Consider the following 26,760-nt stretch of genomic DNA (forward strand, 5'->3'; position numbering starts at 1 on the left):
GAAGTTCCATTAGCCGGCTAAGCGAAAGGTTAATTTCTGAAAGTAAATTTTAATGGCATGATACATTAATTTAATATCTTCATTGATTTTGCTGATCTTCCCCAATCCCATAACAAATTGAACAGAAAAGCATAGGTCAGAAAAAATAGCACCAGTCCGGATTCAAGTCTCAATGCTGAGAATAGCGTAATATCCAGCCACCATGCTGCAAAGGGGATTAACACTAATAACAGACCCGCCTCAAACAGAACGGCATGGAGGCATCTCACTCGCAAGTTCTTTTTAAATCCTGTTTTTAGCTGAACACTGTCAAACATCAGGTTGAAAAGGTAGTTCCATCCCATAGCCAGAGTTGATGAAACCAATGTAAGCAACAACGACTGCGATGGTGCTGCGGAGGTAAAAATAATCAGGATAAAGAAAACCAGCACATTAGCGACAACTTCGAATACCACCGCGTGCAGCACTCTCTCAGTTCTGGTACGCACCGGATATAAACACTTTTCCAAATCATACGCTCATTAATTAGTCAGGCACCGAACTGGCGCAGGAAAAATTCAGGGTGGCCGTAATATCAGTGAAACGGTTCTTCATACTGCCCTGTTTTAAACCGACGAGAACTTAGCATCAACCTGGCAGAAAGTGAAACCCAATAGGAATATGACGATAAAAACCCATTAAGTTTTGATATTGATCAACTCTGCAAAGTACGCTTTTAATGGCTAACCGTTCAGGACTGCGAGTGTTATTCCTGCTCCGTTTCCGCACCTCTGTCGCACATTAATTCACCCGTTTCACTTCGCTGTTTGTTCAGTCGGATACGATATTAACGTCATTACTCTGCATCTGAATATTAAAACCATAAAAAATGCATATATAGATTTATATTTTAATATTTAGATAATAGTTAGATTTTTTATCTGACATAAAGGGGCGGTTTCAGCTTGTCACTGCGATCAGATTATCTGTGGCAGGCTGTTTTTTATGCACTTTTGAGCCAGTGAGCCACTTTCCCGGGCACTGTCTCGCGCGGGAAATAGTGCTGAATGCAATGATCGACGGCAGGTAAAGCATATTTCTTTACCGGTGGATATGACACGACGGGCAATCTTTACAGACAGTTTTCTGCCGTATAAATGATGAAATCCACTTTTCCGTTAATGTAGATATCGGGTCTCTCTCCCTGCTCCAGATAATTCAGCATCAGCTGCAGCGCGAGCTGGGCATGCTGCCCGGTGTTTTGATCCAGTGTCAGCGCAACGCTCTGCTGCGCCATCAGCGTGCGGGTGGTGGCGTAAAGCTCATGAGTGATCCAGATGCACTGATTCAGCCGACGATGTCGTGCCAGCGCCTGCCCGATCTCGGTATTCCCCAGCCCGGTGTTATAAATGCCCTGGAGATGACCGCTCTGAACCAGCTGCTTCTCCAGCAACTTACTGAGGGTGTCGCGATTTTCCTGGGCGGCCAGAACTTCACGTAACTGAAGATGGGGAAACCGACTGGTTATCAGGTCACGGAACCCTTCAATACGCTGACGATGTGCGCTGTAATCCCGGTGCCCACTGACCATCAACACCTCACCGGGTTGATGCAGCATTTTGCCCATCAGCTGAGCGGCTGTACGTCCGGCCTGCAACTGATTGATCCCCACATGACAGAGTCGGGCGGCACCGGGTAAATCGGTGACCAGCGAGATCACCGGTACGCCACGCGCCTGGCAATGGTCCAGCGCCTCATAGATCGCCGGATGTTCATGGGCAAAAACGATCAGACCATCCCGTGTCTCACCGCCCTGCCTGATAAGCTTTGCCAGACGTTCTGGCTGAGCCTCGGGGACAAAAGTGCGGCGCAGCGTTAACCGGCGATAGCCCAGATGCGAGGCAACCTCAGTAAAATCCTGTGCCAGCTGCTTAAAGAAAAACGAATCGTTGCTGCTCAGCAGCAGTTCTATCTGCCACGGATGACGATGCTCCTCCGGCAGGATCCGCTTCAGCCCGACTTCACGTGCTGCCTGCAGCACCCTGTGAACCGTCTCCGGCGCGACGCCGCCACGTTCATTGAGCACCCGATCCACGGTTGCCAGTCCCACACCTGCCCGTCGGGCGACCTCTTTCAGCGACATGACGATCTCCTCTGAGGTAAACACCTCAAAACACCGTGCCGCCAGTGTAAAACGCAGCGTTATCCTGCAGATGCATCTTTCTGCCGGACTATGATGGAGTTCAAAAAAATGAATAAAAAGCAACGTGTTGCCCTGCTGGGGTGTGGCTTTATTGGTGAAGTTCATGCCGCGAATCTTCAGGCGCACCCCGGAGTTGAGTTGGTATGGGTCGCGGATGCGGATCCCGCGCGCGCCGCCGCCTTTGCGACCCGCTTTGGTGCCCGGGCCGCGTCTGTCACCGAGGCGATAAATGATGAGCAGATTGGTATGGTGCTGATCGCCAGCGCGACGCCGACCCATGCTGACTTACTGGAAGCCGCAGCCCGCGCCGGTAAAGCCATCTACTGTGAAAAACCGGTCGATCTCTCTCTTGAGCGGGCCCGCTCTGCCGTGGCTAATGTTCTTCCTTACAACGTGCCGGTCACAGTAGGGTTTAATCGCCGTTTTGATGTCAGCCATCAGCAGCTGAAGCAACAACTCCGCCAGGGGCGGATCGGATCGGCAGAACTGATTCAGATGGTCTGCCGATCCTCAGCCATGCCGCCGCTGGCCTATCTTCAGGCGTCCGGGGGACAGATGCGCGATCAGGCTATCCACTTTTTTGACCTGCTGCGCTGGCTGACTGAAGAGGAGGTGACAGAGGTGGCAGCGATGGGTGCAGCGCTGGCTCTGCCCTCGATCAGCGAATTTGACGACGTGGACACCAGCACGCTGCTATTGCGGCTGCAGGGCGGGGCGCTGGCACAGCTCGATAATGCCCGCCGCACCGGCTATGGCTACGATGAACGCATCAGTGTGATGGGACCGCACGGAATGCTGGAATCAGCCTCTCAGCCACAGCGCGGCGTCAGCTGCTATCAGGGTGCGCAGATTCAGCAGCCCGGCTTGTTGCCCGACTGGTTCAGCCGGGTGCAGCCAACTTATTATGCTCATCTGGATGCGTTTATCCGATCGCTGAACGGTGAGCAGGTTGACGATCTTCCTGGCCTTGAGGATGGACTGAAAGCCCAGGCGATTGCGGAAGCTGCGGTGATCTCCCTGGCGGAACGGCGTTTCTGTGCGGTGGAAAAACTACCGTTCTGATTCAGCGTGGCACCCTGGCAAAAAATAATTTTATTTTTATCGAATAGAAACCGGCGCTGAGCTGTTTACCGTACAGCGCCGCGCTAGCGGACTGCATCCGGCGGGCTTTATCGCCTGTCTCACAGACCCGATAAGGATAAATTATGACAACGCGTTCTGGTTTTTCTCTGCTTGCCGTTCCGGCACTGCTGCTGATGCTGCACTCTCCGCTGAGTATGGCGATGGGCGACAATGACAGTGATAAAAAGACGCCTGACTGCCCCAAAGGTCAGGTCTATGACAGTCACACTAAAAGTTGTGTGCCTGAGAAGACCAGCAAGCTGAGTGACGACGATAAAACCCGCTATGCATGGCATCTGGCGAAAAAGGGCGAATATCAGGCGGCGCTGAACCTGCTGGATACGCTGAAAAATCAGGATACCCGCGAAGCCTGGAACTATCGTGGTTACGCTACCCGTAAACTGGGCCGCACGGACGAGGGCATTGGCTATTATCAGCGCGCCATTGCACTTGATCCCCGTTACGCTAAAGTGCGTGAATATCTGGGCGAAGCCTGGATGATCAAAGGGCGTCCGGATCTGGCGCGCGAACAGTTAAAAACCATTGCCGGGATTTGTGGCACAGACTGCGAGGAATATCGCGATCTGCAGGCCGCGATCAATGGCCACCCCGAGGTCTGATGCGGAAGGGAGGAGCGAAAAATCACTCACAGTGACATCCGTCAGCACCTTGCGGAACATCTGACGCGGCTCTGGCGTTACGGCTATGTGCTGTCACACAACCGTGACATGGCAGAAGAGCTGGTGCAGTCAACCTGCGTACGCGCGCTGGAACGCAGCGCGCAGTTCACGCCGGGCACACGCATTGATCGATGGCTTTTTTCGATCCTTCACTCCATCTGGGCCAGTGATTTACGGGCGCGAAAGGTCCGGCAGGGACAGGGATTCGTGGATCCCGATGCGCTGCTGGCCGCAGACAACCACGCCACCAGCGACGACAACCGCCATTTCCAGCGCATTATGCTACAGGTTAACGCCTTACCCGAGGCGCAGCGTAATGCACTGTTTCTGGTGTATGTCGAAGGTCTGACCTATCAGGAGGCGGCAGAGACGCTCTCGGTTCCCATTGGCACTATTATGAGCCGTCTGGCCGCCGCACGTGCCACGCTGGCCAGACAGCCGGCGACCTCGCCCGCACCGCAGGAGAAACGGAGATGAACAGGGAAACTTTTACGCCACCGTGGCGCGATGAGGCAATCGTTGCCTGGCTGGATGGTGAGATGACGCCACAGGAAGCCGTGCAGTTTGAGCAGGCGATGGCAGGGGATCCCGAACTGGCGGCACGGGTTGAGCATTTACAGCAAAGTAATCTCGATTTTGAACAGGCTTTTGCGCCGCTGCTGGAACAGGCACCGCAGGCCAGAATGGCACAGCAACTGGCAGCCATCACGGCACCAGAGTCAATGCCAGCCAAAGGCTACAGCCGTCGGGCACTGATTGCTGCGTCTGTCAGCTTTTTGCTGGTGGGCAGTGGCATCGGTTTCCTGGCAAGACCGGAAGATGATGAGAAAGATGAAAGCCAGAATATCCGCGATCTGGAGGCGCGTTATATGTCGCTCTACAGTGCTGAAACGCTGGCCGATACGCCTGATGACGCCGCCATGCTGCAAAGGGGGCTGGACCGTACCCGACTCGATTTAGGATTGCAGCTGCATCAACAGCAACTCAGCCTGCCAGGGGCTGAACTGAAAATGGTGCGGATCCTGCGCTACGAACGGACGTCGATTGCACAAATCGCCTGGCTGCATGCTGATTATGGCCCGATGGCGCTCTGTATCTCGCCTGAGCCGGACAGCGCGAATCCCATCGCCCATGAAAAGCGCCATGGCATGCAACTGGCCTGGTGGAAGCGTGACGGCTATCAATATGTGCTGATTGGCCGCAACCCACCGGCTCAACTGGCTGCCACAGCGGAAACATTGCAGACAGCACTCAGTTAATCGGACCCTTCAGCGGTTACCGCTACAGCGGCTTTCTGCCCTGCGCGGCAATGGCCAGCGCAATGTTGACGCGATCATCAACCACCCCGACCAGCCGATCCATTCCGAAGGCTGAGCGGGAGATGGCGGTGGAGGCATGTAGCGCCAGCGAACCTGAAGCCGGATCAATTGTCTTTCCGCTGTCCAGCGAGGCCAGCATCACGACTGGCCGGCTGACATTTTTAACCGTCAGCACACCAAAAATACGATAATTGCCGCCACCCAGTGAGGCCACGCGACTACTGACAAAGTGAATGTTTGGGTAACGCTCTGCATCAAAAAACAGGTTACTTTTCAGTTGCCAGGTTAACAGGCTGTTCGAGGCCACCAGCGTCCCTACCGGAATAGTCACTTCAATATGATCGTCACGGTCTTCATCAGGATTGAGTGTCACCGTACCGGTCACACCCTGCAGTCTGGCCTGCGAAAATTGGTGACCAAAGGCGCGCCATGAAAGGCCTATCGACGTTTTATCGGGGGTAATGGCATAGGTTACCGGCGCGGCGTAAAGCACCGGGCTGAGCAGGGCTAACAGAGTGCATAAACAGGCGGCACGCATCATCACTATTTTCTCTTTTTTAGGCAGACCCAACGTTAACGCCTGAAACCGCGATCCTATTCACTTTTTTTAGCACTGTTTTTACCTTACAGGCACAGATAATCTGACAGATATTAACTGACTGTCACCTGAGAATCACCAAAGTGTAATGATTATTGCAAGGGCAGAACATTAATAACGAAAAATATTAAGAATACATTAAGACGGCTTTATTAATCTGTGATTCTCCTGATATGAGCGGAGCGCTATTTTTTTCTATGTGATACTGTGAGTAGCAGGCTGAATTTAGCCCAGCAATATCAGCGTGTTAATTTTTATCTCCAGAAGTGACTTCATCCGGATGAGCTGAACCCTGCTCTGGTGACTGACAGAGCCTGCTGATTTTAAACAAAATATCAATAAATCAAAAAGAGTTGAGGTCAGAGCTATTATTAGCCATTTTATAGTGAACTTTTTCTGAAATCCTTAACTTGCTCTCCCTTGATTTTATTTCAATTCACACTCTTCATTTACTGTTCAGTTAACTTTCATACGGTAGTTTGTATTAGCAGTCCGGTAACCTTAATTCCAGAACGGGAAAGCGTGGTGTCGATAACACCCTGGCCGACTGTGAGTCATTCGCTATTTCAATTATTTTCCGGCGTTGTGCCTGATTAACAACGCGCGACAGCTTATGGGTTTGATCTGCAGGAGTTTTAGCATGGATTTTTTGCCATTTTCCCGGCCTTCATTCGGTGATGAAGAGCTGGCTGCTGTTAAAGCGGTATTTGACTCTGGCTGGATAACGACCGGCGCAAAATGCGCCGAACTGGAGCAGGCCTTTGTTCAGATGACCGGCAACCAGCACGCCATTGCAGTAAGCTCTGCCACTGCCGGAATGCATGTCACGCTGATGGCGATGGGGATCGGGCCTGGCGATGAGGTGATCACGCCGTCCATGACCTGGGTCTCTACCCTGAACCTGATCACGCTTCTGGGTGCCACGCCGGTGATGATTGATGTGGATCCCGACAACCTGATGGTCACGCCGGACCGGATAGCGCAGGCGATTACGCCCCGCACCCGCGCGATTATTCCGGTGCATTACGCTGGTGTACCTGCCGATCTCGCGCCAATCTATCAACTGGCTCAACAGCATGGCATCGCCATTATTGAAGATGCGGCTCACGCGGTGGGTACCACTTATTACCAAAAACCGGTCGGGCATCGCGGCACGGCGATTTTCTCTTTCCATGCCATCAAGAATATCACCTGCGCGGAAGGGGGCCTGGTGGTGACCGATGACGCCACTCTCGCCGATCGTATACGCAGCCTGAAGTTTCATGGCCTGGCAGTAGATGCGTTTGATCGTCAGACCCAGGGACGTCTGCCGCAGGCGGAAGTCATGATGCCGGGCTTTAAATACAATCTGCCCGATATCAGCGCGGCGATTGCGCTGGTGCAGTTACAGAAACTGCCGGGCTTTATTGCCCGCCGCCGTGAGATTGCCGAACGCTATCTTGAAGCGCTGCGCACGCTTCCGTTCACGCCGCTGTCACTGCCCGCCTGGCCACATCAGCATGCGTGGCACCTGTTTATTATTCGCATTGATGAACAGCGCTGCGGTCTGTCGCGCGATGCCTTTATGCAGGCACTGAAGACGCGGGATATCGGCAGCGGATTGCATTTCCGTGCGGCGCATACCCATAAATATTATCGCGAGCACTATCCCGATTTACGTCTTCCCGCCAGTGAACTTAACAGCCAGCAGATGTGTTCGATTCCACTGTTTCCGTCAATGACGGATCAGGATGTCGAACGTGTGATTCAGGCTTTACATGACATTGCCGGAGCCTGAGATGCGCGATATCAAACCGATCAACATGCTCTCCGTGGTCATCCCGGTCTATAACGAGCAGGAGAGTCTGCCGGAGCTGCTTCAGCGCACCTGCGCCGCCTGTGACTCAATTAAGATTGAGTATGAAATTCTGCTGGTGGATGACGGCAGCAGCGATCGTTCTGCCGAACTGATTGAACAGGCCGCCACCGTTCCCGGCAGCCGGATAACCGGCGTGCTGCTCAACCGCAACTACGGTCAGCATTCCGCCATCATGGCCGGATTCAGCCAGGTTCGTGGCGATCTGATTATTACGCTGGATGCCGATCTGCAGAACCCGCCGGAAGAGATCCCGCGGCTGGTAGACGCCGCACGTCAGGGTTATGACGTGGTGGGTACCGTCCGTCAGCAGCGCCAGGACAGCTGGTTCCGTCGGAAGGCCTCGCGCACGCTCAACCGGCTGATTCAGCGGGTCACCGGTAAGGCGATGGGCGATTACGGCTGCATGCTGCGCGCCTATCGTCGCCACATCGTCGAGGCGATGCTCAACTGTCACGAACGCAGCACTTTTATTCCGATCCTGGCCAACACCTTTGCCCGACACACCATTGAGCTGCCGGTGATCCATGCCGAGCGCGCTTTTGGCGATTCGAAATACAGCTTTATGCGCCTGATTAACCTCATGTATGACCTGGTGACCTGTCTGACCACCACGCCGCTGCGATTGCTCAGCGTGGTCGGCAGCCTGATTGCGCTCTCCGGCTTCGCCTTCTCTTTGATATTGATCGTGTTGCGACTCTTTTTTGGTGCGGCCTGGGCGGGTGACGGCGTCTTCGTGTTGTTCGCCGTGCTGTTCATGTTTATCGGCGCCCAGTTTGTGGGTATGGGACTGCTCGGGGAGTACATCGGGCGCATTTACAACGACGTTCGGGCGCGTCCGCGCTATTTCGTTCAACGCATTGTTCACGCTCCAGAAGAGCCTTCAGTACAGGATATTCAATCATGAAGACCGTTGTTTTCGCCTATCACGACATGGGCTGTGTCGGCATCAATGCGCTGCTGAGTGCAGGCTATGAGATCACCGCCATTTTTACTCACAACGATGTGGCGACCGAAAACCACTTTTTCGGCTCAGTAGCCCGTCTGGCGGCAGAGCATGGCATTCCGGTCTATGCACCTGACGAGGCGAATCACCCGATCTGGCTTGACCGCATCCGCACCATGGCACCAGAGATGATCTTCTCTTTCTACTATCGCCATCTGCTGAGTGATGAGATCCTGCAATGCGCTCAAAAGGGTGCTTTTAACCTGCACGGCTCGCTGCTGCCAAAATATCGCGGCCGGGCACCGCTGAACTGGGCGCTGGTCAACGGCGAAACTGAAACGGGCGTTACGCTACATCGCATGGTGAAGCGCGCGGATGCCGGTAATATTCTGGCGCAGCAGAAGGTCGCTATTGAGGATCAGGACAACGCGCTGACGCTGCATCGTAAACTGACCCAGGCTGCAGAGCAGTTGCTCGGCGACGTTTTACCTCGTCTGCGCGAGGGTGAGGTGAGTGAATGGCCACAGGATGAGCGTCAGGCGACCCGGGTTGACCGCCGCACGGCTGAGGATGGCCGCATTGACTGGAATCAGCCTGCTCAGACGATTCACAATCTGGTCAGAGCGGTTACCGATCCCTGGCCTGGCGCATTCGCCTTTGCCGGTTCGGTTAAATTTATCGTCTGGAAGAGCCGGGTTCATCCGCAGCAGCATCAGGCAAAGCCAGGGACGGTACTCTCTAAGCAGCCATTCCTGATCGCCTGTGGCGAAGGCGCGCTGGAAATCCAGACCGGCCAGTCCGAGCATGGCGTTTACATGAATGGCAGCCAGCTGGCGCAGAGTCTGGGCATCGTCCCTGGCGCACTGCTCTATTCAAAACCGCAGTCAGCGCTGCAACGTCGTACCCGCGTGCTGATCCTTGGCGTTAACGGCTTTATCGGTAATCATCTCACTGAGCGTTTGTTACAGGATGAGCATTTCGAGGTCTATGGCCTGGATATCAGTTCAGACGCGATCAGCCGCTTCCTGGATCATCCGCGCTTCCATTTCGTCGAAGGGGATATCGCTATCCATTCCGAATGGATTGAGTATCACATCAAAAAATGCGACGTCATCCTGCCGCTGGTAGCCATCGCCACGCCAATTGAGTACACCCGCAATCCACTGCGCGTGTTTGAGCTCGATTTCGAAGAGAACCTGAAAATCATTCGCGACTGTGTGAAGTATCAGAAGCGCATCATTTTCCCATCCACTTCAGAAGTTTACGGCATGTGTACCGATGCCAGCTTCGATGAGGATTGCTCTAATCTGGTCGTCGGGCCGATCAATAAACAGCGCTGGATCTACTCGGTATCCAAACAGCTGCTGGACCGCGTTATCTGGGCGTACGGCGAAAAAGAGGGGCTGCGTTTTACCCTGTTCCGTCCGTTCAACTGGATGGGACCGCGTCTGGATAACCTTAATGCAGCGCGCATCGGCAGTTCCCGCGCGATCACTCAGCTCATTCTTAACCTGGTAGAAGGTTCGCCCATTAAGCTGATCGACGGCGGTAAACAGAAGCGCTGCTTTACCGATATTCAGGATGGCGTTGAGGCGCTATTCCGCATTATCGAAAACAAACAGCTGAATTGTGATGGTCAGATCATCAATATCGGTAATCCGGACAACGAAGCCAGTATCAAAGAGCTGGCCGAGCAGCTGCTGGCCAGCTTTGAACGTCATCCGCTGCGCAGTCAGTTCCCGCCGTTTGCCGGTTTCCGCGAAGTAGAAAGCAGCAGCTACTACGGCAAAGGCTATCAGGATGTGGAACACCGTAAACCGGCTATCCGCAATGCGCGTCGCCTGCTCGGCTGGACACCGACCGTGACGATGGATGTCACTATCGACAACACGCTCGACTTCTTCCTGCGCACCGTTGAGCCACAGGCTGATAAGTGATGAAGAAGATCGGTCTGCGGATTGACGTAGATACCTGGCGCGGCACGAAGCAGGGCGTGCCGGCGCTGCTTGAGCTGTTCCGGCGTCATGCGGTGCGGGGCAGCTTTTTCTTCAGCGTGGGACCAGACAACATGGGCCGCCATCTCTGGCGGCTGGTGAAACCGGCGTTTCTTATGAAGATGCTGCGCTCCCGTGCCGCGTCGCTCTATGGCTGGGACATCCTGCTCGCCGGAACGGCCTGGCCGGGAAAGCAGATGGGACGGAGATTGCGGCACATCATGCAGGACGCCACTCGTCAGCACGAAGTCGGTCTGCACGCCTGGGACCACTTTGCCTGGCAGACCTGGGCCGGCGTCTGGCCGCAGGATAAGCTGGTTGAGCAGATAGCACGTGGGACTGAAACGCTGAGTGAGATACTCGGTCATCCTGTCAGCTGTTCGGCCGTCGCGGGCTGGCGAGCCGATGGCCGGGTGATCGCCGCCAAACAGGACTTTGGCTTTCACTACAACAGCGACTGTCGCGGCAGCGGCCCGTTCCGGCCCATGTTGCCGGATGGACAGATTGGTACTGTACAGATTCCGGTGACGTTGCCCACATGGGATGAAGTGGTTGACCGCGAGGTCAGCGCAGAAGGCTATAACGACTACATTCTGGCGAAAATGCTCTCTTCTGACGATGGGGCGGTCTACACCGTGCATGCCGAAGTCGAAGGGATTATTGGCTACCCGGACTTTGACCAGCTGCTGGCTGCTGCGGCCCGTAATGGCATTCAGTTCTGCCCGTTGAGCGAGCTGCTGCCCGACGATCTGAGCACCTTGCCGGTGGGCAAAGTAGTCAGAGGCGAAATCCCCGGACGGGAAGGGTGGCTGGGCTGCCAGAAACTGACTGAAGAGGCGAACTAGTGCGGATACGTAACAACACGAAGTGGCTACTTTTTTTCAGCTTTTTTATTCTCTATTACCTGCTTCCGCCGATGTTCCGCGATCTCTGGCAGCCGGATGAGACCCGTTATGCGGAGATCAGCCGGGAGATGCTGGCAACCGGTAACTGGGTGACGCCACACTTCTTCGGTCTGCGCTATTTTGAAAAACCGATTGCGGGTTACTGGGTCAACTCGCTGGGTCAGTGGCTGTTTGGCCACAACAACTTTGGCGTGCGGGCGGGATCGATATTCTCCACGGCGATGACCGCCGTGCTGATCTACTGGCTCGGCAGGCGGCTGTTTGGTTCGGTACGCACGGCTGCCGTCGGCACGATTATTTTCCTTAGTTCGCTGCTGGTCTATGGCGTTGGCACCTATGCGGTGCTCGATCCGATGCTGATGCTCTGGCTGGCGGCCGCGATGTGCAGCTTCTGGCTGGCGACGGAGGCCAGCGGACGCGACGGGCGGGCGGGCGGCTATCTGCTGCTGGGTCTCGCCTGCGGCATGGGGTTTATGACCAAAGGCTTTCTGGCGCTGGCAGTGCCTGTGCTGGCGATTCTGCCTTGGGCGATCTGGCGGCAGCGACTGCGCGAACTGCTCTGCTTCGGTCCGCTGGCGCTGCTCTCAGCCGCGGCGATCAGCGCGCCCTGGGCGCTGGCGATCTATCATCAGGCACCGGATTTCTGGCACTACTTCTTCTGGGTTGAGCATATCCAACGCTTTGCCGAGGACAATGCCCAGCACAAAGCGCCTTTCTGGTATTACCTGCCGGTTCTGCTGCTGGGAACGCTGCCGTGGCTGGCGCTGTTACCGGGCGCATTGATGACCGGCTGGCGCGAGCGTCAGCAGCATCCCGGTGCGCTCTATCTGCTGAGCTGGACGGTGATGCCGCTGCTGTTTTTCAGCCTGGCAAAAGGCAAGCTGCCAACCTACATTCTTCCCTGTTTTGTGCCGCTGTCGCTGCTGATGGCGCACTATGGCCTGAACGCCGCACAGCGGGCAGGGCGCGCATTAACAGTCAATGGCTGGCTCAACCTGATTTTCGGCATTATTACCCTGGCAACGGTCGTGCTGGTGCTCGCTCCCTGGAGTGTGACGCATCATCCGCTGTTCGCCACGCACGAGATGCTGAAGCTTGCGCTGGGGGCACTGGCATTTCTCATCTGGGGGCTGGTGGGCGCATATAGCTGCCGCTCTGCACAGCGCCGCTGGCTGGCGGCCGCGCTTTGCCCGCTGGGCGTCGCCCTGTTTATTGGTACGGCAATCCCGGATAAAATCCGCGACGCTAAACAGCCGCAGCGTTTTGTCTCGACGATCAGCCAGCGTCTGGCCTCAAGTCACTTTATCCTGGCGGACAATCCCGGCGTGGCATCTGCCGCAGCCTGGCATCTGCAACGTAGCGATATCGGCTTCTATGACACCAAAGGCGAGCTGGAATATGGGCTGAGCTACCCGGATGCGCAATCCCGCTTTGTCTCTCAGGCGGACTTCGGCGGCTGGCTTGCCGATCATCGCCGTACGGGAAGCGTATCACTGCTGTTGCTGGTTGATTCAGTACACAGTGATATCGGCGAGGATGTTCCGGTGCCGGACGCCGTCTATCGCCAGGGCAGGCTGGTCTGCCTCTATTACAGTCAGATGAAGTGATGCTGCTGCTGATTGTACTAGTCAGTCTGCTCAGTTGCAGCGCGCAACTGTGCCAGAAACAGGCGACTCACGCGGCATCGCGCCGGGTCCGCTTAAGCTGGATTGGGATGAGCGTGCTGTTGCTGGGTGTCGCGATGCTTCTCTGGCTGCTGGTCCTGCAGCGGGTGCCTGTCAGCCAGGCCTATCCGATGCTGAGCCTTAACTTCATTTTCGTTGCGCTGGCAGGACGCATCCTCTGGCGCGAGCGCCTGACGCTGCGCCAGATCTTCGGCACGCTACTGGTGGTGACGGGTGTGGCGCTGATGGCGAGCCAGCTATGAAAGGGTATGGATGGGTCGCATGCAGCGTGCTGCTGGTCTCAGCGGCACAGCTGATGATGCGCTGGGCGATGCCGCGTCTGCCCGATGTCAGCAGCATAACGTCGCTGCCTGCTGTTGCCCTGCTGCCCGCCTTGCTGCTGCTGGCCGGGCTGGGCGCTTATGGTGTCTCCATGCTCTGCTGGATTCGGGCGCTGCGCTATTTTCCGCTGAACCGGGTCTATCCGCTGCTCAGCCTCAGTTATGTGCTGGTGTGGCTGGTGGCTGTCTGTCTGCCAGTATTCCATGAGGCGTTCAGCTGGCACAGCCTGGCGGGCGTAGTGATTATTGTCATCGGCCTGCTGTGTATCGTGGTTAAGCCCTGATTTAAGAATGACGTTAGCGTTTGCGCATCAACTATGCTTTTTCTTAGCCTTTTCGGGCAGCGAGTAACTCTCGCGGCATTAAAGTATTTGCGGTAAACGGCGGGTCAGCAAAGCGGTTTTATCTTTCCAGTCAGCTCGCCAATATCGCTGACGATCAGATCGGGTGCAGGTGCCAGCGGATACAGTGCCTGCCCTTTGCGGGTAACAAATGCAGTTTTCATGCCTGCACGTTTTGCTCCTCCCACATCCCAGCCATGCGCAGCCACCATCATGCACTCTGAGACGGGCTTGCCCATCTCTTTCATCGCTTACTGATGCGCTGGGGAGACTCTATCCGCTGAAACAGGCATGCAATGAGAACGGGGACTGTGAAACGTTCATGTTTGCAGAAATGTACTGCGGCGGGATAACGGACATTTATGCCCGTATCGGTGTGCGTTACTTCCGCCTGCTTAATTACACCCACATAACCGATGCTACCTTATGCAGATTGCCTGATTGAAGTCGGATTTAATCCATCAGTTCAGATGTCCGTCAGTTGATTTGATATTGATCCTGTCACGGTGGATATGGCGTTTATACAACTTTCCCTGCTGGGCATTGCAGCCGAGGTTGTCACCGGTAATACGCTGACGCTGGAGTTTAACCGGGTGCGCTATACACCGGCTTACTATCTCAACGATTTTGAAGAACGTCTCAAAAGCCAGCGCCGGAGCAAGGCGATGCTGGATTTTATCAGGGCAATGTAGGCCATGGACAAAACAGCAGGAAACTACATGGTAGGGAAGCAGTGGTTACGGGTTTGTATGGGGTGCATGAGTAATGCAGAAATTGCACAATATACGAAATTTCGTATAATGAGGTGATGATGCGTAAGAAAATCAGTTTTATTGACAGCAGTCTTGAGGATCTACGGGCTTTCCCGGAAGAGGCCCGGACCGCATCAGGGTATCAGCTTGACCTGATCCAGCAGGGACTGGAGCCGGACGACTGGAAGCATTTTGCTACGGTAGGTCAGGGAGCACGTGAAATCCGAATCCGGGGTAATGACGGCATTTTCCGGATCATGTATGTCGCCAAATTTGAAGAAGCCGTGTATGTGCTGCACTGTTTCCAGAAAAAGACACAAAAAACCAGCCAGAGTGACGTAGAACTTGCCCGAAATCGTTATCGCCGATTGGTTGAGGAGCGTAAAAAATGAATATTCAGACTTTTGATAATGTGTGGGACGCTCTTAGCGAAACGCCAGAGCAGGCGGAAAATATGAAACTCCGCGCCGAGTTAGTAGGCCGCCTGAATAGCTGGATTAAACGTAATGGCCTGAATCAGGCCACTGCTGCTGCTGCGCTGGGCGTTTCACAGCCCAGAGTGTCCGAGCTGGCAGGAGGTCGGATCAACTGCTTTTCAATTGATAAGCTGGTCAGCATGATGTCACATGCCGGACTGCACATAACCAGTATTGAGATAAGCGAACCAGAGGAAGCTTGAGCTGCCTTTTTGCATCGCGCGAACTGCCAGGACGGTAGCCCCTTCGGGGCAGGATAAACCCGGTGCTGATGCACCGGCTATACCCTTTCACCTGACCGTCTTCATCCCTTCCCATCTGACGCTGATAGCTTGCCGTTTCTGCTATCAAGTGACACTACCAAATTGGCCATCTGCAGAAGTGCGCATAATGTAATTTATGTTAAATAAAGTGTCTGATTATCAAAATCGCTTGAATTACGTCAATACTCATCGGACACAGCCCTCCCTCCCTACCGCATCCTCTCACTGGCAAGATGATAAACATCGCTGCGCTCGCGTTTACCCACAGCAACAACGGCAATCACCAGCTGATCGTCTATTACCTGATAAACCAGGCGAAACCCGGACGCTCTGAGTTTGATTTTATAGCAGTCTTTAATCCCACGTAGTCTGGCAGAAGGAATATGGGGATTGTCACAACATTTCTTCAGTTTTTTGGCAAACTGCTGCTGAAGAGATTTGTCCAGCTTCTGCCACTCTTTAAAAGCCTCTTCCCTGAATTTGACGGTATAACTCACAAAAGCGCATCCAAATCGACATCAAGCAGACGCTGGCCGCTGCGTTCACTGACCAGCTTAACCAGTTCCTGATCGTCAAGGGCATCAAGCATCTGTTCATAAAGCTCAGCCGGGACGCAATAGAATGCAGGCTGGTTGCGGTTAAGAATGGCGACAGGATAACCGTCACCTGCATTAACCGTGGCCATCGGGTTTTTCTTCAGTTCGCTTACGCTGGCGCTGGTATCGCTTAAAATAATGTTTGGCATAGAGCCTCCAGGACTGCTTAACAGGTCTTTATAGTAGCAGCCTCAAGACCTGATAACCAGTCTCTTTCGGTAGATACAAATGGCTATGTTTGATGAACTGCAAAGGCTGAATGAGCCATTTGAAATGCCGGAAGATGGGGGTTATTTTTCATTTCTCTTTTTCGTGCCGACAGGAACAGGATCGTCAGTCATAGCATCCTGAACAATCAGCGCGTTGCTTTTCTTATCTAAAGTCTTGAGAAGTGGCTGCAATTCTCTGAGCACAAGGTCCAGACGCTGCATATCCCCCGTCAGTTTTTGATATACGGGCGATCCAGGCTGAATACCTTTTATGCTGCGGCTGAGCTGTTGCAGGCTTTGCTGCATATCCTCAGACAGTGTTTTCATTGCAGGGCTGCTGATAAATCCATCAATATGCCTGAGCGATTTTTGTATTTCTGTCATGGTGCGCTGACTTTGTTTTAGCGTACCGGTCGCAACTGAAATCAGTGGCCGAAGCGGAAGACTGTTCATCTTATCCACTATAGCCACAATCTTTTGCTGTATCTGGTTTAAACCACCAGGCGTTGTGGGGATGACTTTGTAACCCGCGACGATATCCGGTCCTTTGTCGGGCTCAACATTTGCATAATAGTCTAAGTCGATAAACAGCGAACCGGAAAGCAGACTGCCTGTTTTCAGCGAGCCTCTTAACCCCTGTTTTTTACCCAGCTGTAGCTTTTTCTCCAGGTCAAAGTCTTCCCTCATACCGCTCATGAATCTCTGGGGTTCAATGTGAATCAGTACGGGAACCTCATAATGGCTGCGAAAATTCTGGGTTATCTCTGGCGAGTTAAAAGGAACCTGAGCAACCGTCCCCAGGCGTATTCCACGAAACTCGACAGGCGCGCCTGCCTGAAGTCCGCGAACAGAATCGGAAAAGAACATCACGAAGTCGAGGTGTTCGGTATAACGTGAATTCGCGATGCTTCGCAGATCGTCATAAAGAGTATAAGTTGCTAAGCCCTTAACCGGCTGGCCCAGGGTCACGCCTTCAGGCAGGTCAAAACTGACCCCGCCACTTAATAATGTGGTGATGGAGCCCATCTCCACGCGCATCCCGGATGAGGATAAATCCACAGCAATCCCACTATTCTTCCAGAAACGAACGTTTGAGGTGACAAGCTGATCAAAGGGCGAAGCGATAAAAACCTGATAACGCATCATCCTTTTTTCCATATCAAACCGGCTGTTCTCGACTGACCCGACACGCAGGCCGCGAAACAGAACCGGGTAGCCCGGCATGAGTTGCCCCGCTTCACGACTATTAAGCGTGATTCTGATCCCCTTTGCATTCGGTGAGGCCTGGGGAGGCGCATCTGACAGCCGATAGCGTTCCAGCGCTGACCCCGGAGAACCTGGCTGTAAGGCTATATAGGCGCCTGAGAACAAGGTACTTAAGCCCGTTATTCCTTCGAATCCAATTTCAGGCCTGACCACCCAAAAAGCGCTATTGCCGTTCAATAGTTTTTGCATACCAGTGTGCATGCGAACCTTGATCTCGACGTGCTTAAGATCGTCAGTAAGCTCGATACTTTCAACGACACCCACATCAATGTTGCGGTTTTTTATTACGGTTTTACCTGCCTTAATCCCCTGTGCGTTTTCGGTCATCAGAATCACCAGAGGTCCCTGCTGGCTTTTATGGTAATACAATAAAAAGGCACCGATGAGCAGCGTGACAAAGGGAATGATCCAGACAGAAGACCATCTTTTGTTGGGGTTTACATGAGCACTATCAGGCTTATCCGACAAAGTATGGACTCGTGTATGAACAGAGTAACCTGAACTTTTCAGGGCGTTCTGTTGAACAAGGATTCGATCTCAGGACTATGTATTCGCTGGTCTTTCCTGAGGCCATGATAGTTAATCTCATCATTAAGCGTTAAATTTCGATAAGTCAGGATCATAAAATCTGCTATCAAACGGAGATCCATTATTTTCCAGTAAATAATGGATCGGATAATTCGCAACAACGTCGGGACAGGATGGTTAATAAGTATAAAGATATTTTTTTAAATAAAGCTTTAGAAATACAAATCTGTGATCAACGTTTCATGTTATTTTAATAAAATCAAATCAATCAGTTACCAACATCATGGAGGTAAGCGACTCAAAATAAAGTGGAATAATCCTGCGTTTAAAGTGAAATAAATCCACTAAAATCATCACCAATGAACAGTATTGCCCAACTACGTCATTACTGAAGTGCCTCAAATCCCTGAGCGCTGCATGACTTTATGGTATTGCGTCTGTCAACGAGGTGTGTCAGGTTAACTCTTTTACGAATTGAAATATTCTTGCAGCCGATCTATTTTTACTTCGCATTCCAATTTAGCAGAGGCACCTATGTTCCTTAACTATTTTGCTTTGGGTATGCTGATCTTCGTTTTCATAATTATTTTTTATGGAATTATCGTTCTTCATGATATTCCTTATTTAATCGCAAAGTCCCGTAATCATCCTCATGCCGATGCCATTCACGTCGCAGGTTGGGTGAGTTTGTTTACACTGCATGTCATATGGCCTTTCCTGTGGATCTGGGCCACGCTTTATCGTCCTGAGCGCGGCTGGGGGATGCAGAGTCAATACACTTCATTACTGGAACTGCAGCAGCGCGTAGCAGAACTGGAGCGTTTACAGGCTGATTCGAAACCGCTGCGACCGGAGCGATGATATGGATCTGCTCATTATATTAAGCTACGTTGCGATAGCCTGGGCTGTTTTTAAAATATTTCGCATACCCGTCAATAAATGGACAGTGCCAACAGCGGCCCTCGGTGGCGTTTTTCTGGTCAGCGCGCTAATTCTGCTAATGAATTATAACCATCCCTATACGTCACTGGCACAAAAAGCGGTTGTCGCGATTCCTGTTACCCCACAAGTGACCGGCGTCGTAAATGAAGTTACTGATAAAAAAGAAGTGCTTATTAAAAAGGGAGAAATGCTCTTCACCCTGGATCAGACACGTTATAAGGTCCGCGTCGAAAGATTACAAGCCGACCTGAGCACCGCTATTAACAATATTGAAGCGATGAAAGGACAATTAAGCGAAGCCGTTGCCTACACAACCCATGTATCTGCTGAGCGGGATAGATTATTTCTGGACTATCAACGCTATCTCAAAGGCAGTAAGGCGAAAGTCAATCCATTCTCCGAACGTGACATTGATAATGCCAGGCAGGCATTTCTGGCGCAGGATGCCCTGGTAAAAGGTTCACTGGCGGAACAGGAGCAGCTCAGAAGCCAGTTGACCAGTGTATCAGGAGGAGAACAATCCCAGATAGCCAGTCTGCGCGCGCAATTAGCAGAAGCCCGGTATAACCTGGATCAGACGGTTGTTCGCGCACCCAGTGATGGTTATGTCACTCAGGTCTTAATCCGTCCCGGAAGCTACGCAGCCGCCCTGCCGCTGCGCCCGGTCATGATATTCATCCCTGTACAAAAACGTCAGATCATTGCTCAGTTCAGACAAAATTCCCTGCTTCGCCTGACGGCGGGAGATGAAGCAGAGGTCGTTTTTAATGCCCTTCCGGGACAGGTATTCTCAGGAAAACTGCTCAGAGTTTTGCCAGTGGTTCCAGGCGGAGCTTATCAGGCACAGGGAACGGTGCAATCACTGAGCCTTGCTTCAGGTTCTGACGGCGTATTAGCCATAATTGAATTAAACCCAAATCAGGACGTTGATGCATTGCCAGACGGCATATTTGCTCAGGTTGCGGTCTATTCTGACCACTTCACGCATGTTTCGGTCATGCGTAAAATTTTGCTGAGAATGACCAGCTGGGTGCATTACCTCTACCTGGATCACTGATGATGATAAATATATCCTTAACTTTCCATCGATTAACCGTTTGCCTCCTTTCAGAAGAAGTTAATCAGAACAGTTATGAGCGGCCTGACTTTGTAATAAGCCCTGATTTGAAATTACCCTGAAAACACGATGGGTGGTTAATTAAATTACTGATCGGTTATCACAAAACAGGATCGTAAATAAGCTTTTGAAATAGCTGTTTGCATTGAATATGCTATGTTTTAAATGTAGTTACGAATTCTAATCGTCTTTTATAACATTCCGAGGATACACATATGAAAAAATTAATTTTTGGTGTGGTTATTTGCTCTTTATCGTTTGGCTCATTTGCTGCCGAAATGATGTCAAAGAATGATTTTATGAAAGTGAAGGATCAGTATGAAAAGATAGGCGATATCTCAACATCAGGTGAGACCAGCCCTTCAGATGCAAAAGCGGAGCTATCAGAAATGGCCGATAAAAAAGGCGGCGATGTGTTCGTGCTGACCTCAGCCAATACGAATAACAAAATTAAAGGTACCGCTGATGTATACAAGAAAAAATAGCGAAATAACGAAGCTATCTGTCTGAAATACAGACTGAAATAGATGATTTTTTTCGGAGCCTCAGGAAATATGTTCTTAATACAGGTTAATCGATGCCCTTTACTAACGTAAAGGGCATCTTTCTTACAGCATCATCAGGACTTTAAACCGTTTTCAGCGAGGATGAGCTGAACGTCGGTGACAGGACCTTATCTGCCCAGGCTGATGCGCGGATAACACGTCACGCTAATCCGCCTGCACTTGATTAACTCCAGGCGATGACGTTATCAGCCGTCAGGCAAAGGTTCCCCTAATCAGCCGTCGCCCGCCTCACCCTATTTGTTATCCAGCGACCAGGTTGCACTGCGGATATCGACCTTCACTGGTAACAGACCAATCTGGGTAAACTTATCGGCCAGAGCCTGCTGCTGCGTGAAGACTTCAGGTGTCATCCGCTCAGCCCCGAACGGCATCCTTGCCAGCGCCCGTTGCCAGATCGGCTGCGGCAGACCGGTTGAGGTGGACATGATTTTTGCCGCCTCTTCCTGATGTTGATTGGCCCAGGTACTTAGCGACCCAAGCTCATCCACCACCTGGCTGGCGATTTGCGGCCAGGTTTCCGCAAACTTACGGCTGGCAAGATAGAAGGTGTAGTGTGGCACCAGGCCTTCGGCATTTTTAATCAGCCGCGCGTGGGCGTTGGTTTCAACTTCTGCGTAGTAAGGATCCCAGATTACCCAGGCATCCACTGCACCGCGCTGGAAAGCGGCACGCGCATCCGCGGGTGGCAGATAGACCGGTGTAATGTCTTTATAGCTCAGCCCCGCCTGCTCCAGCGCAGTGACCAGCAGATAGTTAACGTCAGAGCCTTTATTCAGCGCCACGCGCTTGCCTTTGAGATCCGCCACGCTTTTAATGGGGGAGTCGGCGGGCACCACAATCGCCTCAGTTTTGGGGTTGGCGGGAGAATGTGCCAGATAAACCAGATCGGCCTGTGCGGCCTGAGCAAAAGTAGGTGGCGCGTCGCCGGTTGCGGCCAGATCGATACTGCCGATGTTCAGGCCTTCCAGCATCTGCGGCCCGGCCGGGAACTCTATCCAGTGAACCGCAATCCCCTGTTTCTTAAATTCCTGATCCAGCGTGCCGCGATATTTCAGCAGGGCGAAGATATTGGCTTTCTGAAAACCAATGTTAACTGTTTCGGGTTTCTCTGCTGCTGCCTGGGTGTTGAACGCTAATCCCGCCTGGGCGGCAATAATTAATGCGCTAAGCAAAACTCTTTTCATCTCTCATTCCTGAGTCTGGTTGTTGTCAGCGCAACATAACAAACGCAGGTTGAAGCGCTTAGCGATCAAATGTTCGATGCTTAGCGAAAAAAACGCTATGGATGCCAGACCGACTCACGTACCCGAATGGCGCGACTCAATAGCCCCAGTGCATAGAAGCGGTCAGCGATGGTCTGCTGTTCCCGGATGATGGCTAAGTTCATGCGCTGGGTCTGGTGGCTGCGCCGCGCTAAGGCATGCATCAGTGAAGGCGCTGATATCCCGAGTTCGGTGGAGAGCAACGCAGCGGCTTCAGCACGGTGTGCATCGATGTAGCGGCCTGTCTGCTCCAGCGCGGTGAGCAGAACCTGCAGCAGATCGCCCGACTGCGCGGCGAACCCGCGTTCGGCAAGGTAAAACTGATGATTATTGACCCGGCCGGTGCCATCAGCGATCACCCTGAACTGTCCGCTGTTCTCTGCATCGCTGAGCAGCGGATCCCACATCATCCAGGCATCCACTGCGTTGAGATCGCTGGGCGTCAGCGGATATTTGGGCGGTGCATAGACGATGCGCACATCATCCAGCCCTAAACCCGCTTCATCCAGAATCTGCAGCAGCAGATAGTGAACGTTGGAACCACGATTTACGGCGATGCGTTTTCCTCTGAGATCGCCAATCTGCTGAACCGGGCTGCTGTTCGGTACCAGCAGTGCCACGCTCTGCGGCGCGGCGGGTTCCCAGGCCACATAAACCATCGGGCTGTTGCTGGCCTGCGCAAACAAGGGGGGAACTTCACCGGTCGTCCCGAAATCGATCTCCTGTTGGTTCAGCGCATGCAGAAGCTGCGGACCCGCAGGAAACTCACTCCACAGCACGCTGACGCCTCTATCGGCCAGCTGCTGTTCCAGTGACTGGCGCGCTTTCAGGATGCCGAGGTTGCCAAATTTCTGATAACCGATGCGTAGTTCCCGCTCCCGTTCGGGCTGCTGATTCAGAGAAGTGTCGCGCTGACGCAGTGAAGTGCGGCGCGGTTTAATCACTCCCAGATGGCCCAGTTGGGTGCGCAGCGTATGACGACTGATGCCAAGCAGCGCGGCGGCCTGCAGTTGATTGCCCTGAGTGAGTTCCAGCGCATTCTTTATCAGCGCCTCAATCACCCGGGGATAGAGCGGTGTTTCGCTCTGCTGCATCTGCTGCCGTAAAAACTGATCCAGCGCCTCCTCTCCCGGTGGCAGCTCGCTACCCGTCAGATTATTCAGCCGCAGCTGCTGCGGCGTGACCAGCGAGGTTTTGCTGAGCAGGACGGCATTATGCAGGGTGTTCTCCAGCTCGCGGATGTTGCCCGGCCAGCTGTAGTTCATCAGCGTGGCGACAGCATCTTCACTGAGACGTAACTGAGGTCGGCCCAGACGGCGCGCATAGAGCTGCAGGAAGTGAGTGGCCAGCACCGGGATATCTTCGCATCGCTGGCGCAGCGGCGGCAGCGTGACGCTGGCCACATTCAGCCGGTAGTAAAGGTCTTCCCGGAAGCGCCGTTCACGAATCGCCACCGCCAGGTCGCGGTTGGTGGCCGCAATGACCCGCACATTGACCTTTACAGCCCGGGAGGAACCCACACGGGTAATCTCGCGTTCCTGCAGCACGCGCAGCAGCTTTACCTGCAGCGACGCGCTCAGTTCACCGACTTCATCCAGCAGCAGCGTCCCGCCCTCTGCCGCCTCAAACCAGCCGCGATGCCGATCCTGTGCGCCGGTAAATGCCCCTTTCTCATGACCAAAGAGCTCCGACTCCGCCAGACTCTCAGTGAGGGCACCACAGTTGACCGCCAGAAATGGCTGTCTGCTGCGGGCGCTGTGATGATGCAGATAGCGCGCCATCACCTCTTTGCCGGTGCCGGTTTCACCAATGATCAGCACCGTCGCGTCGGTAGGCGCAAGCTGATCCAGCACGCTTTTAAAGGCGCGCGATGCGGGGTCAATCAACTCAGGGCTGGTAATCTGCATCTCATTTACCGGGTTAATAGGAAAGCCATGACCATACCGCGTGGCTAACGCGGAAACGAGAGGCTAACCGGACCGGATTGTTGCCAATGCAGCAGGCTGTAACTTTACCTGTCGCAAATGCAGCAATATGCATCAAGCGAAATTATGAATATATCGTTGAATTAATGAGATAAATATTAAGTAGCAGACTGGCACGCATCCTGCTAACAGCTATATAACTAAAGAATTTATGCCTATGTATTAAATTCAAATATCGTTATAAAGGAATCTGCTAATGAGTCATGCGATACAGGAAAACCTCAACCTCTTCTGGTTTCTGCCCACCCATGGCGATGGGCGCTATCTTGGTACCACCGAAGGCGGCAGAGCAGTCGATTTACCCTATTTACAGCAGGTTGCGCTGGCGGCAGATAATCTGGGCTACTACGGTGTATTAATCCCGACCGGTAAGAGCTGCGAGGATTCCTGGCTGGTCGCCTCTGCACTGGCTCCGATCACCAAAAAGCTGCGCTATTTAGTGGCCGTGCGTCCTGGCCTGCAACCGCCAAGCCTGGCGGCGCGTATGGCGGCTACGCTGGATCGGCTTTCTGGCGGACGTTTACTGATTAACGTGGTCACGGGTGGCGATCCGGTGGAGAACAAAGGTGACGGCATCTTTCTGAGTCATGAAGAGCGCTATCAGGTGACCAGAGAGTTTCTTGAGGTCTACTCCCGCCTGCTTAAAGGCGAGAAGGTCGATTTTTCGGGTGAGCACATCCGCGTGGAAGGCGCTGAAATCCTCTTTCCGCCGGTGCAGGAAAATGGCCCACCGCTCTATTTTGGTGGCTCGTCTGATGCCGCTATCGACGTTGCGGCGAATCAGATCGACACTTATCTGACGTGGGGCGAGCCGGTTGAACAGGTAGCGGAAAAACTGGCGGTGGTTCGTCAGCGGGCGCAGGAGAGTGGCCGTAGCCTCTCCTACGGCATCCGGCTGCATGTCATTGTCCGTGAAACCGAAGAGGAAGCCTGGGCGGCGGCCGAGAGGCTGATTTCTCATCTGGATGAAGAGACTATTGCCGCCGCGCAGAAGATCTTTGCCCGCATGGACTCAGCCGGACAGGCGCGGATGAGCGCGCTGCATCAGGGCTCGCGAGACAGCCTGCGCATTGGTCCCAATCTCTGGGCAGGCGTCGGCCTGGTGCGCGGCGGCGCAGGTACTGCGCTGGTGGGGAGTCCGCAGCAGGTAGCCGATCGCATCCGGGAGTATCAGGCGCTGGGGATCGAGAACTTTATTTTCTCCGGCTATCCGCACCTTGAAGAGGCGCACCGCTTCGCTGAACTGGTGATGCCGCTGTTACCCCTGGCTGCCAACGCCGAAAAGAAACAGCGCAGCGTGAACACCGGTCCTTTTGGTGAAACCATTGGCGGCGACCGTCGTCCTGATAAACAGGCCAGCGCCAGTTAACAGAAGAGAAGGTTCGCTTATGTCACAACAGCAGATAGTCATTATCGGCGGTGGTTTTACCGGCACCGCGCTGGCGATCCATCTGGCCCGGGCTGGCCAGGCAGGGTTGCACGTGACGGTGATTGAACCACGAGCGCAGCTTGCTCAGGGGGTGGCATACGGCACCACCGATCCGGCCCACCGCATCAATGTGCCAGCCGCCAGAATGCAGCTTGCTGGGGATGAGGAGGGCATATTTGACCGCGACTATCGCGCATCGCCCGCCTTTCAGGCCGACCCGGACGCGTTGTGGCGTGACGGCAATGTCTACCCGCAACGCGGGGAGTTTGGTCGCTGGGTCAAGGCGCAGTTTGTGCATCAGCAGCAGCATTCGCCGGTAAAACTCAGCCATCTGCGTGACAGCGCAGTTGCGCTGCAGGATGGCGTAGTGACCACAGCCTCAGGGCAGAAGATCCGGGCCGATCAGGTGGTGCTGGCAATCAGCCATCCACCGCCGGACCTGCCTGCGCTGCTGAAGCCCTTACAGGGGCATCCCGGGTTGATTGCCAATCCCTGGCAGGATGGCGCGCTGGCACAGGTCGCACCTGACGAGCGGGTAGCGATTATCGGTTCAGGTCTGACCATGTCCGATGTGGTGGCATCGCTGCATCGCCAGCAGCATCGCGGAGAGATTACCGCCTTCTCACGCCGTGGACAGCTGCCGCGAGCCAACCTGAGCGGCAGCGATGAGAGCTACACCCTGGATTACAGTCAGCCGCAGCCCGCCAGCGCACGTGGCTGGTTACATCGGGTGCGTCAGGAGGTAAAACAGGCAGCCGCGTTAAATCTCCCCTGGCAGCTGGTGCTGGATGATATCCGCCGTAACGGCCAGCGTATCTGGCAGAGCCTTTCACTGCATGAGCAGCAGCGTTTTCTGCACCATCTACGCCCCTGGTGGGATGTTCACCGCTACCGGATTGCCCCGCAGGTAAGCCAGATACTCAACCAGCAGCAGGCGAGCGGTCAGTTGTCACTGCTGGCGGCGCGTCTGATGGGCGCGGAAGCGGTGGGAAACAATCTTCAGCTGACGCTGCGCCGGCGTGGAGCGCAATCAGAAATCCGGGTGGTGGAAAAAGTGATTGTCACCACCGGGCCAGCGCACAACGCACTGCTTAAAAGTAACGCGCTGCTGCGCCAGCTCCACGGCGACGGCGTGATTCAGCCCGACCCGCTGGCGCTGGGCATCCAGGTTAACGCGCTGTCACAGACGCTGAATGCGCAGGGTGATGCCAATCCTCATCTCTATGTAGCCGGGCCTGCCGCGCGTGGTCGCTTTGGCGAACTCATGGGATTACCGCAGGTTGCAGAACATGCTGAGTCCGTAGCACGGCAGCTACTCTCCACTACGCCGCTGCCCCTCAGCGAGCGATGTCCCGGCTCACTCATCTACTGAATCACCCTTCCGGAACAATCACTAAAAGGTGGGCGGCAAGCGATTGCCGC

The 26,760-nt window shown here is 53.8% G+C and carries 28 protein-coding genes; 19 read left to right on the forward strand and 9 right to left on the reverse strand.

Annotated features, from left to right (window positions below; all coding sequences use genetic code 11):
- Positions 1-65: 65 nt before the first annotated feature.
- Positions 66-509, reverse strand: a complete 444-nt coding sequence (locus ACMGGP_RS19350) for a PACE efflux transporter (protein ID WP_033744181.1) — start codon at positions 507-509, stop codon at positions 66-68.
- A 602-nt stretch (positions 510-1,111) separates the two neighbouring features.
- The gene (locus tag ACMGGP_RS19355) at positions 1,112-2,122 is read right to left on the reverse strand and encodes a LacI family DNA-binding transcriptional regulator (protein WP_033781102.1); all 1,011 of its coding nucleotides are present in this window, start codon (positions 2,120-2,122) and stop codon (positions 1,112-1,114) included.
- A 108-nt stretch (positions 2,123-2,230) separates the two neighbouring features.
- Between ACMGGP_RS19355 and ACMGGP_RS19360 the strand changes: the two genes are divergently transcribed.
- The 4 genes from ACMGGP_RS19360 (at position 2,231) to ACMGGP_RS19375 (ending at position 5,243) form a co-directional block, all read left to right on the forward strand.
- The gene (locus ACMGGP_RS19360) at positions 2,231-3,244 is read left to right on the forward strand and encodes a Gfo/Idh/MocA family protein (RefSeq protein WP_498798741.1); all 1,014 of its coding nucleotides are present in this window, start codon (positions 2,231-2,233) and stop codon (positions 3,242-3,244) included.
- Positions 3,245-3,387: 143 nt separating this feature from the next.
- Complete coding sequence (locus ACMGGP_RS19365) at positions 3,388-3,924, forward strand: tetratricopeptide repeat protein (protein ID WP_010257155.1); 537 nt, start codon at positions 3,388-3,390, stop codon at positions 3,922-3,924.
- A 36-nt stretch (positions 3,925-3,960) separates the two neighbouring features.
- On the forward strand, positions 3,961-4,461 hold the full coding sequence (locus ACMGGP_RS19370; protein ID WP_187492299.1) for an RNA polymerase sigma factor: 501 nt from the start codon (positions 3,961-3,963) through the stop codon (positions 4,459-4,461).
- Complete coding sequence (locus ACMGGP_RS19375) at positions 4,458-5,243, forward strand: anti-sigma factor family protein (protein ID WP_201500440.1); 786 nt, start codon at positions 4,458-4,460, stop codon at positions 5,241-5,243. Before ACMGGP_RS19370 ends, ACMGGP_RS19375 begins: the two co-directional genes overlap by 4 nt.
- A gap of 22 nt (positions 5,244-5,265) precedes the next feature.
- Here the strand turns inward: ACMGGP_RS19375 and ACMGGP_RS19380 are convergent, their stop codons facing one another.
- A complete protein-coding gene (locus ACMGGP_RS19380) occupies positions 5,266-5,874 on the reverse strand; it encodes a YceI family protein (RefSeq protein WP_250489541.1) in 609 nt (202 codons plus the stop codon).
- Between the two features lie 667 nt (positions 5,875-6,541).
- On the opposite strand from ACMGGP_RS19380, the gene arnB reads away from it, so the two are divergent.
- Genes arnB through arnF form a run of 7 tightly spaced genes read left to right on the forward strand, consistent with a single transcriptional unit; the run spans position 6,542 to position 13,890 of the window.
- The gene (gene arnB / locus ACMGGP_RS19385) at positions 6,542-7,678 is read left to right on the forward strand and encodes a UDP-4-amino-4-deoxy-L-arabinose aminotransferase (RefSeq protein ID WP_154210936.1); all 1,137 of its coding nucleotides are present in this window, start codon (positions 6,542-6,544) and stop codon (positions 7,676-7,678) included.
- Position 7,679: 1 nt separating this feature from the next.
- The gene (gene arnC, locus ACMGGP_RS19390; protein ID WP_033759991.1) at positions 7,680-8,663 is read left to right on the forward strand and encodes an undecaprenyl-phosphate 4-deoxy-4-formamido-L-arabinose transferase; all 984 of its coding nucleotides are present in this window, start codon (positions 7,680-7,682) and stop codon (positions 8,661-8,663) included.
- Positions 8,660-10,639 (forward strand): bifunctional UDP-4-amino-4-deoxy-L-arabinose formyltransferase/UDP-glucuronic acid oxidase ArnA, encoded by a 1,980-nt coding sequence (gene arnA, locus ACMGGP_RS19395; protein WP_132499717.1) that lies wholly within the window; start codon positions 8,660-8,662, stop codon positions 10,637-10,639. The genes arnC and arnA overlap by 4 nt, the downstream gene beginning before the upstream one ends.
- Positions 10,639-11,541, forward strand: coding sequence for a 4-deoxy-4-formamido-L-arabinose-phosphoundecaprenol deformylase (gene arnD, locus ACMGGP_RS19400; protein ID WP_346532294.1), 903 nt, complete (start codon positions 10,639-10,641; stop codon positions 11,539-11,541). Before arnA ends, arnD begins: the two co-directional genes overlap by 1 nt.
- The gene (gene arnT, locus ACMGGP_RS19405) at positions 11,541-13,208 is read left to right on the forward strand and encodes a lipid IV(A) 4-amino-4-deoxy-L-arabinosyltransferase (RefSeq protein WP_122889884.1); all 1,668 of its coding nucleotides are present in this window, start codon (positions 11,541-11,543) and stop codon (positions 13,206-13,208) included. The genes arnD and arnT overlap by 1 nt, the downstream gene beginning before the upstream one ends.
- Positions 13,208-13,528 carry a 4-amino-4-deoxy-L-arabinose-phosphoundecaprenol flippase subunit ArnE gene (gene arnE, locus ACMGGP_RS19410; RefSeq protein WP_346532290.1) on the forward strand — a complete coding sequence of 107 codons (321 nt, stop codon included), beginning with the start codon at positions 13,208-13,210 and terminating at the stop codon, positions 13,526-13,528. Before arnT ends, arnE begins: the two co-directional genes overlap by 1 nt.
- Positions 13,525-13,890 carry a 4-amino-4-deoxy-L-arabinose-phosphoundecaprenol flippase subunit ArnF gene (gene arnF, locus ACMGGP_RS19415; protein ID WP_010257128.1) on the forward strand — a complete coding sequence of 122 codons (366 nt, stop codon included), beginning with the start codon at positions 13,525-13,527 and terminating at the stop codon, positions 13,888-13,890. Before arnE ends, arnF begins: the two co-directional genes overlap by 4 nt.
- Positions 13,891-13,994: 104 nt before the next feature.
- Here arnF and ACMGGP_RS19420 read toward each other — a convergent pair whose 3' ends face one another.
- Positions 13,995-14,186 carry an HAD family hydrolase gene (locus ACMGGP_RS19420; protein WP_346532288.1) on the reverse strand — a complete coding sequence of 64 codons (192 nt, stop codon included), beginning with the start codon at positions 14,184-14,186 and terminating at the stop codon, positions 13,995-13,997.
- 273 nt (positions 14,187-14,459) lie between these two features.
- Between ACMGGP_RS19420 and ACMGGP_RS19425 the strand changes: the two genes are divergently transcribed.
- From ACMGGP_RS19425 to ACMGGP_RS19435, 3 genes are all read left to right on the forward strand, one after another.
- Complete coding sequence (locus ACMGGP_RS19425; RefSeq protein ID WP_498798742.1) at positions 14,460-14,639, forward strand: hypothetical protein; 180 nt, start codon at positions 14,460-14,462, stop codon at positions 14,637-14,639.
- A 116-nt stretch (positions 14,640-14,755) separates the two neighbouring features.
- Positions 14,756-15,091: a type II toxin-antitoxin system RelE/ParE family toxin gene (locus ACMGGP_RS19430; protein ID WP_022624283.1), complete on the forward strand. Its 336-nt coding sequence runs from the start codon at positions 14,756-14,758 to the stop codon at positions 15,089-15,091.
- Positions 15,088-15,378 (forward strand): helix-turn-helix domain-containing protein, encoded by a 291-nt coding sequence (locus ACMGGP_RS19435; RefSeq protein WP_022624282.1) that lies wholly within the window; start codon positions 15,088-15,090, stop codon positions 15,376-15,378. Before ACMGGP_RS19430 ends, ACMGGP_RS19435 begins: the two co-directional genes overlap by 4 nt.
- Before the next feature lie 269 nt (positions 15,379-15,647).
- Here the strand turns inward: ACMGGP_RS19435 and ACMGGP_RS19440 are convergent, their stop codons facing one another.
- The 3 genes from ACMGGP_RS19440 to pqiB all read right to left on the reverse strand — a co-directional run bounded on the left by ACMGGP_RS19440 (position 15,648) and on the right by pqiB (position 17,977).
- Complete coding sequence (locus tag ACMGGP_RS19440; protein WP_010257115.1) at positions 15,648-15,935, reverse strand: type II toxin-antitoxin system RelE family toxin; 288 nt, start codon at positions 15,933-15,935, stop codon at positions 15,648-15,650.
- On the reverse strand, positions 15,932-16,183 hold the full coding sequence (locus ACMGGP_RS19445) for a type II toxin-antitoxin system Phd/YefM family antitoxin (RefSeq protein ID WP_039387444.1): 252 nt from the start codon (positions 16,181-16,183) through the stop codon (positions 15,932-15,934). The genes ACMGGP_RS19440 and ACMGGP_RS19445 overlap by 4 nt, the downstream gene beginning before the upstream one ends.
- A 141-nt stretch (positions 16,184-16,324) precedes the next feature.
- Complete coding sequence (gene pqiB / locus ACMGGP_RS19450) at positions 16,325-17,977, reverse strand: intermembrane transport protein PqiB (RefSeq protein ID WP_163641613.1); 1,653 nt, start codon at positions 17,975-17,977, stop codon at positions 16,325-16,327.
- Between the two features lie 594 nt (positions 17,978-18,571).
- Between pqiB and ACMGGP_RS19455 the strand changes: the two genes are divergently transcribed.
- From ACMGGP_RS19455 to yahO, 3 genes are all read left to right on the forward strand, one after another.
- Positions 18,572-18,898: a DUF3302 domain-containing protein gene (locus ACMGGP_RS19455; protein ID WP_010257107.1), complete on the forward strand. Its 327-nt coding sequence runs from the start codon at positions 18,572-18,574 to the stop codon at positions 18,896-18,898.
- 1 nt (position 18,899) lies between these two features.
- Positions 18,900-20,036, forward strand: a complete 1,137-nt coding sequence (locus ACMGGP_RS19460; RefSeq protein ID WP_033786324.1) for an HlyD family secretion protein — start codon at positions 18,900-18,902, stop codon at positions 20,034-20,036.
- A 275-nt stretch (positions 20,037-20,311) separates the two neighbouring features.
- The gene (yahO, locus tag ACMGGP_RS19465; protein ID WP_010257103.1) at positions 20,312-20,581 is read left to right on the forward strand and encodes a DUF1471 family periplasmic protein YahO; all 270 of its coding nucleotides are present in this window, start codon (positions 20,312-20,314) and stop codon (positions 20,579-20,581) included.
- Between the two features lie 314 nt (positions 20,582-20,895).
- Here the strand turns inward: yahO and ACMGGP_RS19470 are convergent, their stop codons facing one another.
- Positions 20,896-21,846 (reverse strand): sulfonate ABC transporter substrate-binding protein, encoded by a 951-nt coding sequence (locus ACMGGP_RS19470; RefSeq protein WP_010257101.1) that lies wholly within the window; start codon positions 21,844-21,846, stop codon positions 20,896-20,898.
- Positions 21,847-21,941: 95 nt separating this feature from the next.
- Positions 21,942-23,831 (reverse strand): sigma-54-dependent Fis family transcriptional regulator, encoded by a 1,890-nt coding sequence (locus ACMGGP_RS19475; RefSeq protein WP_022624277.1) that lies wholly within the window; start codon positions 23,829-23,831, stop codon positions 21,942-21,944.
- A gap of 274 nt (positions 23,832-24,105) precedes the next feature.
- Here ACMGGP_RS19475 and ssuD point away from each other — a divergent pair, with 274 nt between their 5' ends.
- Positions 24,106-25,278 carry an FMNH2-dependent alkanesulfonate monooxygenase gene (ssuD, locus tag ACMGGP_RS19480; RefSeq protein WP_498798743.1) on the forward strand — a complete coding sequence of 391 codons (1,173 nt, stop codon included), beginning with the start codon at positions 24,106-24,108 and terminating at the stop codon, positions 25,276-25,278.
- Positions 25,279-25,297: 19 nt separating this feature from the next.
- Positions 25,298-26,710 carry an FAD/NAD(P)-binding protein gene (locus tag ACMGGP_RS19485; protein WP_498798744.1) on the forward strand — a complete coding sequence of 471 codons (1,413 nt, stop codon included), beginning with the start codon at positions 25,298-25,300 and terminating at the stop codon, positions 26,708-26,710.
- The last annotated feature ends 50 nt before the right edge of the window (positions 26,711-26,760 follow it).

This window comes from Curtobacterium sp. BNK-1 (assembly GCF_048685235.1).
Lineage (GTDB): Bacteria > Pseudomonadota > Gammaproteobacteria > Enterobacterales > Enterobacteriaceae > Pantoea > Pantoea agglomerans.

Excerpts from the sequence above, each read along its gene's own strand:
- ACMGGP_RS19355 (WP_033781102.1), bottom strand. The coding sequence starts at position 2,122 with ATGTCGCTGAAAGAGGTCGCCCGACGGGCAGGTGTGGGACTGGCAACC.
- ACMGGP_RS19360 (WP_498798741.1), top strand. The coding sequence starts at position 2,231 with ATGAATAAAAAGCAACGTGTTGCCCTGCTGGGGTGTGGCTTTATTGGT.
- ACMGGP_RS19365 (WP_010257155.1), top strand. The coding sequence starts at position 3,388 with ATGACAACGCGTTCTGGTTTTTCTCTGCTTGCCGTTCCGGCACTGCTG.
- ACMGGP_RS19375 (WP_201500440.1), top strand. The coding sequence starts at position 4,458 with ATGAACAGGGAAACTTTTACGCCACCGTGGCGCGATGAGGCAATCGTT.
- arnB (WP_154210936.1), top strand. The coding sequence starts at position 6,542 with ATGGATTTTTTGCCATTTTCCCGGCCTTCATTCGGTGATGAAGAGCTG.
- arnC (WP_033759991.1), top strand. The coding sequence starts at position 7,680 with ATGCGCGATATCAAACCGATCAACATGCTCTCCGTGGTCATCCCGGTC.
- arnA (WP_132499717.1), top strand. The coding sequence starts at position 8,660 with ATGAAGACCGTTGTTTTCGCCTATCACGACATGGGCTGTGTCGGCATC.
- arnD (WP_346532294.1), top strand. The coding sequence starts at position 10,639 with ATGAAGAAGATCGGTCTGCGGATTGACGTAGATACCTGGCGCGGCACG.
- arnE (WP_346532290.1), top strand. The coding sequence starts at position 13,208 with ATGCTGCTGCTGATTGTACTAGTCAGTCTGCTCAGTTGCAGCGCGCAA.
- arnF (WP_010257128.1), top strand. The coding sequence starts at position 13,525 with ATGAAAGGGTATGGATGGGTCGCATGCAGCGTGCTGCTGGTCTCAGCG.
- ACMGGP_RS19420 (WP_346532288.1), bottom strand. The coding sequence starts at position 14,186 with ATGGGCAAGCCCGTCTCAGAGTGCATGATGGTGGCTGCGCATGGCTGG.
- ACMGGP_RS19425 (WP_498798742.1), top strand. The coding sequence starts at position 14,460 with ATGGCGTTTATACAACTTTCCCTGCTGGGCATTGCAGCCGAGGTTGTC.
- ACMGGP_RS19430 (WP_022624283.1), top strand. The coding sequence starts at position 14,756 with ATGATGCGTAAGAAAATCAGTTTTATTGACAGCAGTCTTGAGGATCTA.
- ACMGGP_RS19435 (WP_022624282.1), top strand. The coding sequence starts at position 15,088 with ATGAATATTCAGACTTTTGATAATGTGTGGGACGCTCTTAGCGAAACG.
- ACMGGP_RS19445 (WP_039387444.1), bottom strand. The coding sequence starts at position 16,183 with ATGCCAAACATTATTTTAAGCGATACCAGCGCCAGCGTAAGCGAACTG.
- ACMGGP_RS19455 (WP_010257107.1), top strand. The coding sequence starts at position 18,572 with ATGTTCCTTAACTATTTTGCTTTGGGTATGCTGATCTTCGTTTTCATA.
- ACMGGP_RS19460 (WP_033786324.1), top strand. The coding sequence starts at position 18,900 with ATGGATCTGCTCATTATATTAAGCTACGTTGCGATAGCCTGGGCTGTT.
- yahO (WP_010257103.1), top strand. The coding sequence starts at position 20,312 with ATGAAAAAATTAATTTTTGGTGTGGTTATTTGCTCTTTATCGTTTGGC.
- ACMGGP_RS19470 (WP_010257101.1), bottom strand. The coding sequence starts at position 21,846 with ATGAAAAGAGTTTTGCTTAGCGCATTAATTATTGCCGCCCAGGCGGGA.
- ACMGGP_RS19475 (WP_022624277.1), bottom strand. The coding sequence starts at position 23,831 with ATGCAGATTACCAGCCCTGAGTTGATTGACCCCGCATCGCGCGCCTTT.
- ssuD (WP_498798743.1), top strand. The coding sequence starts at position 24,106 with ATGAGTCATGCGATACAGGAAAACCTCAACCTCTTCTGGTTTCTGCCC.
- ACMGGP_RS19485 (WP_498798744.1), top strand. The coding sequence starts at position 25,298 with ATGTCACAACAGCAGATAGTCATTATCGGCGGTGGTTTTACCGGCACC.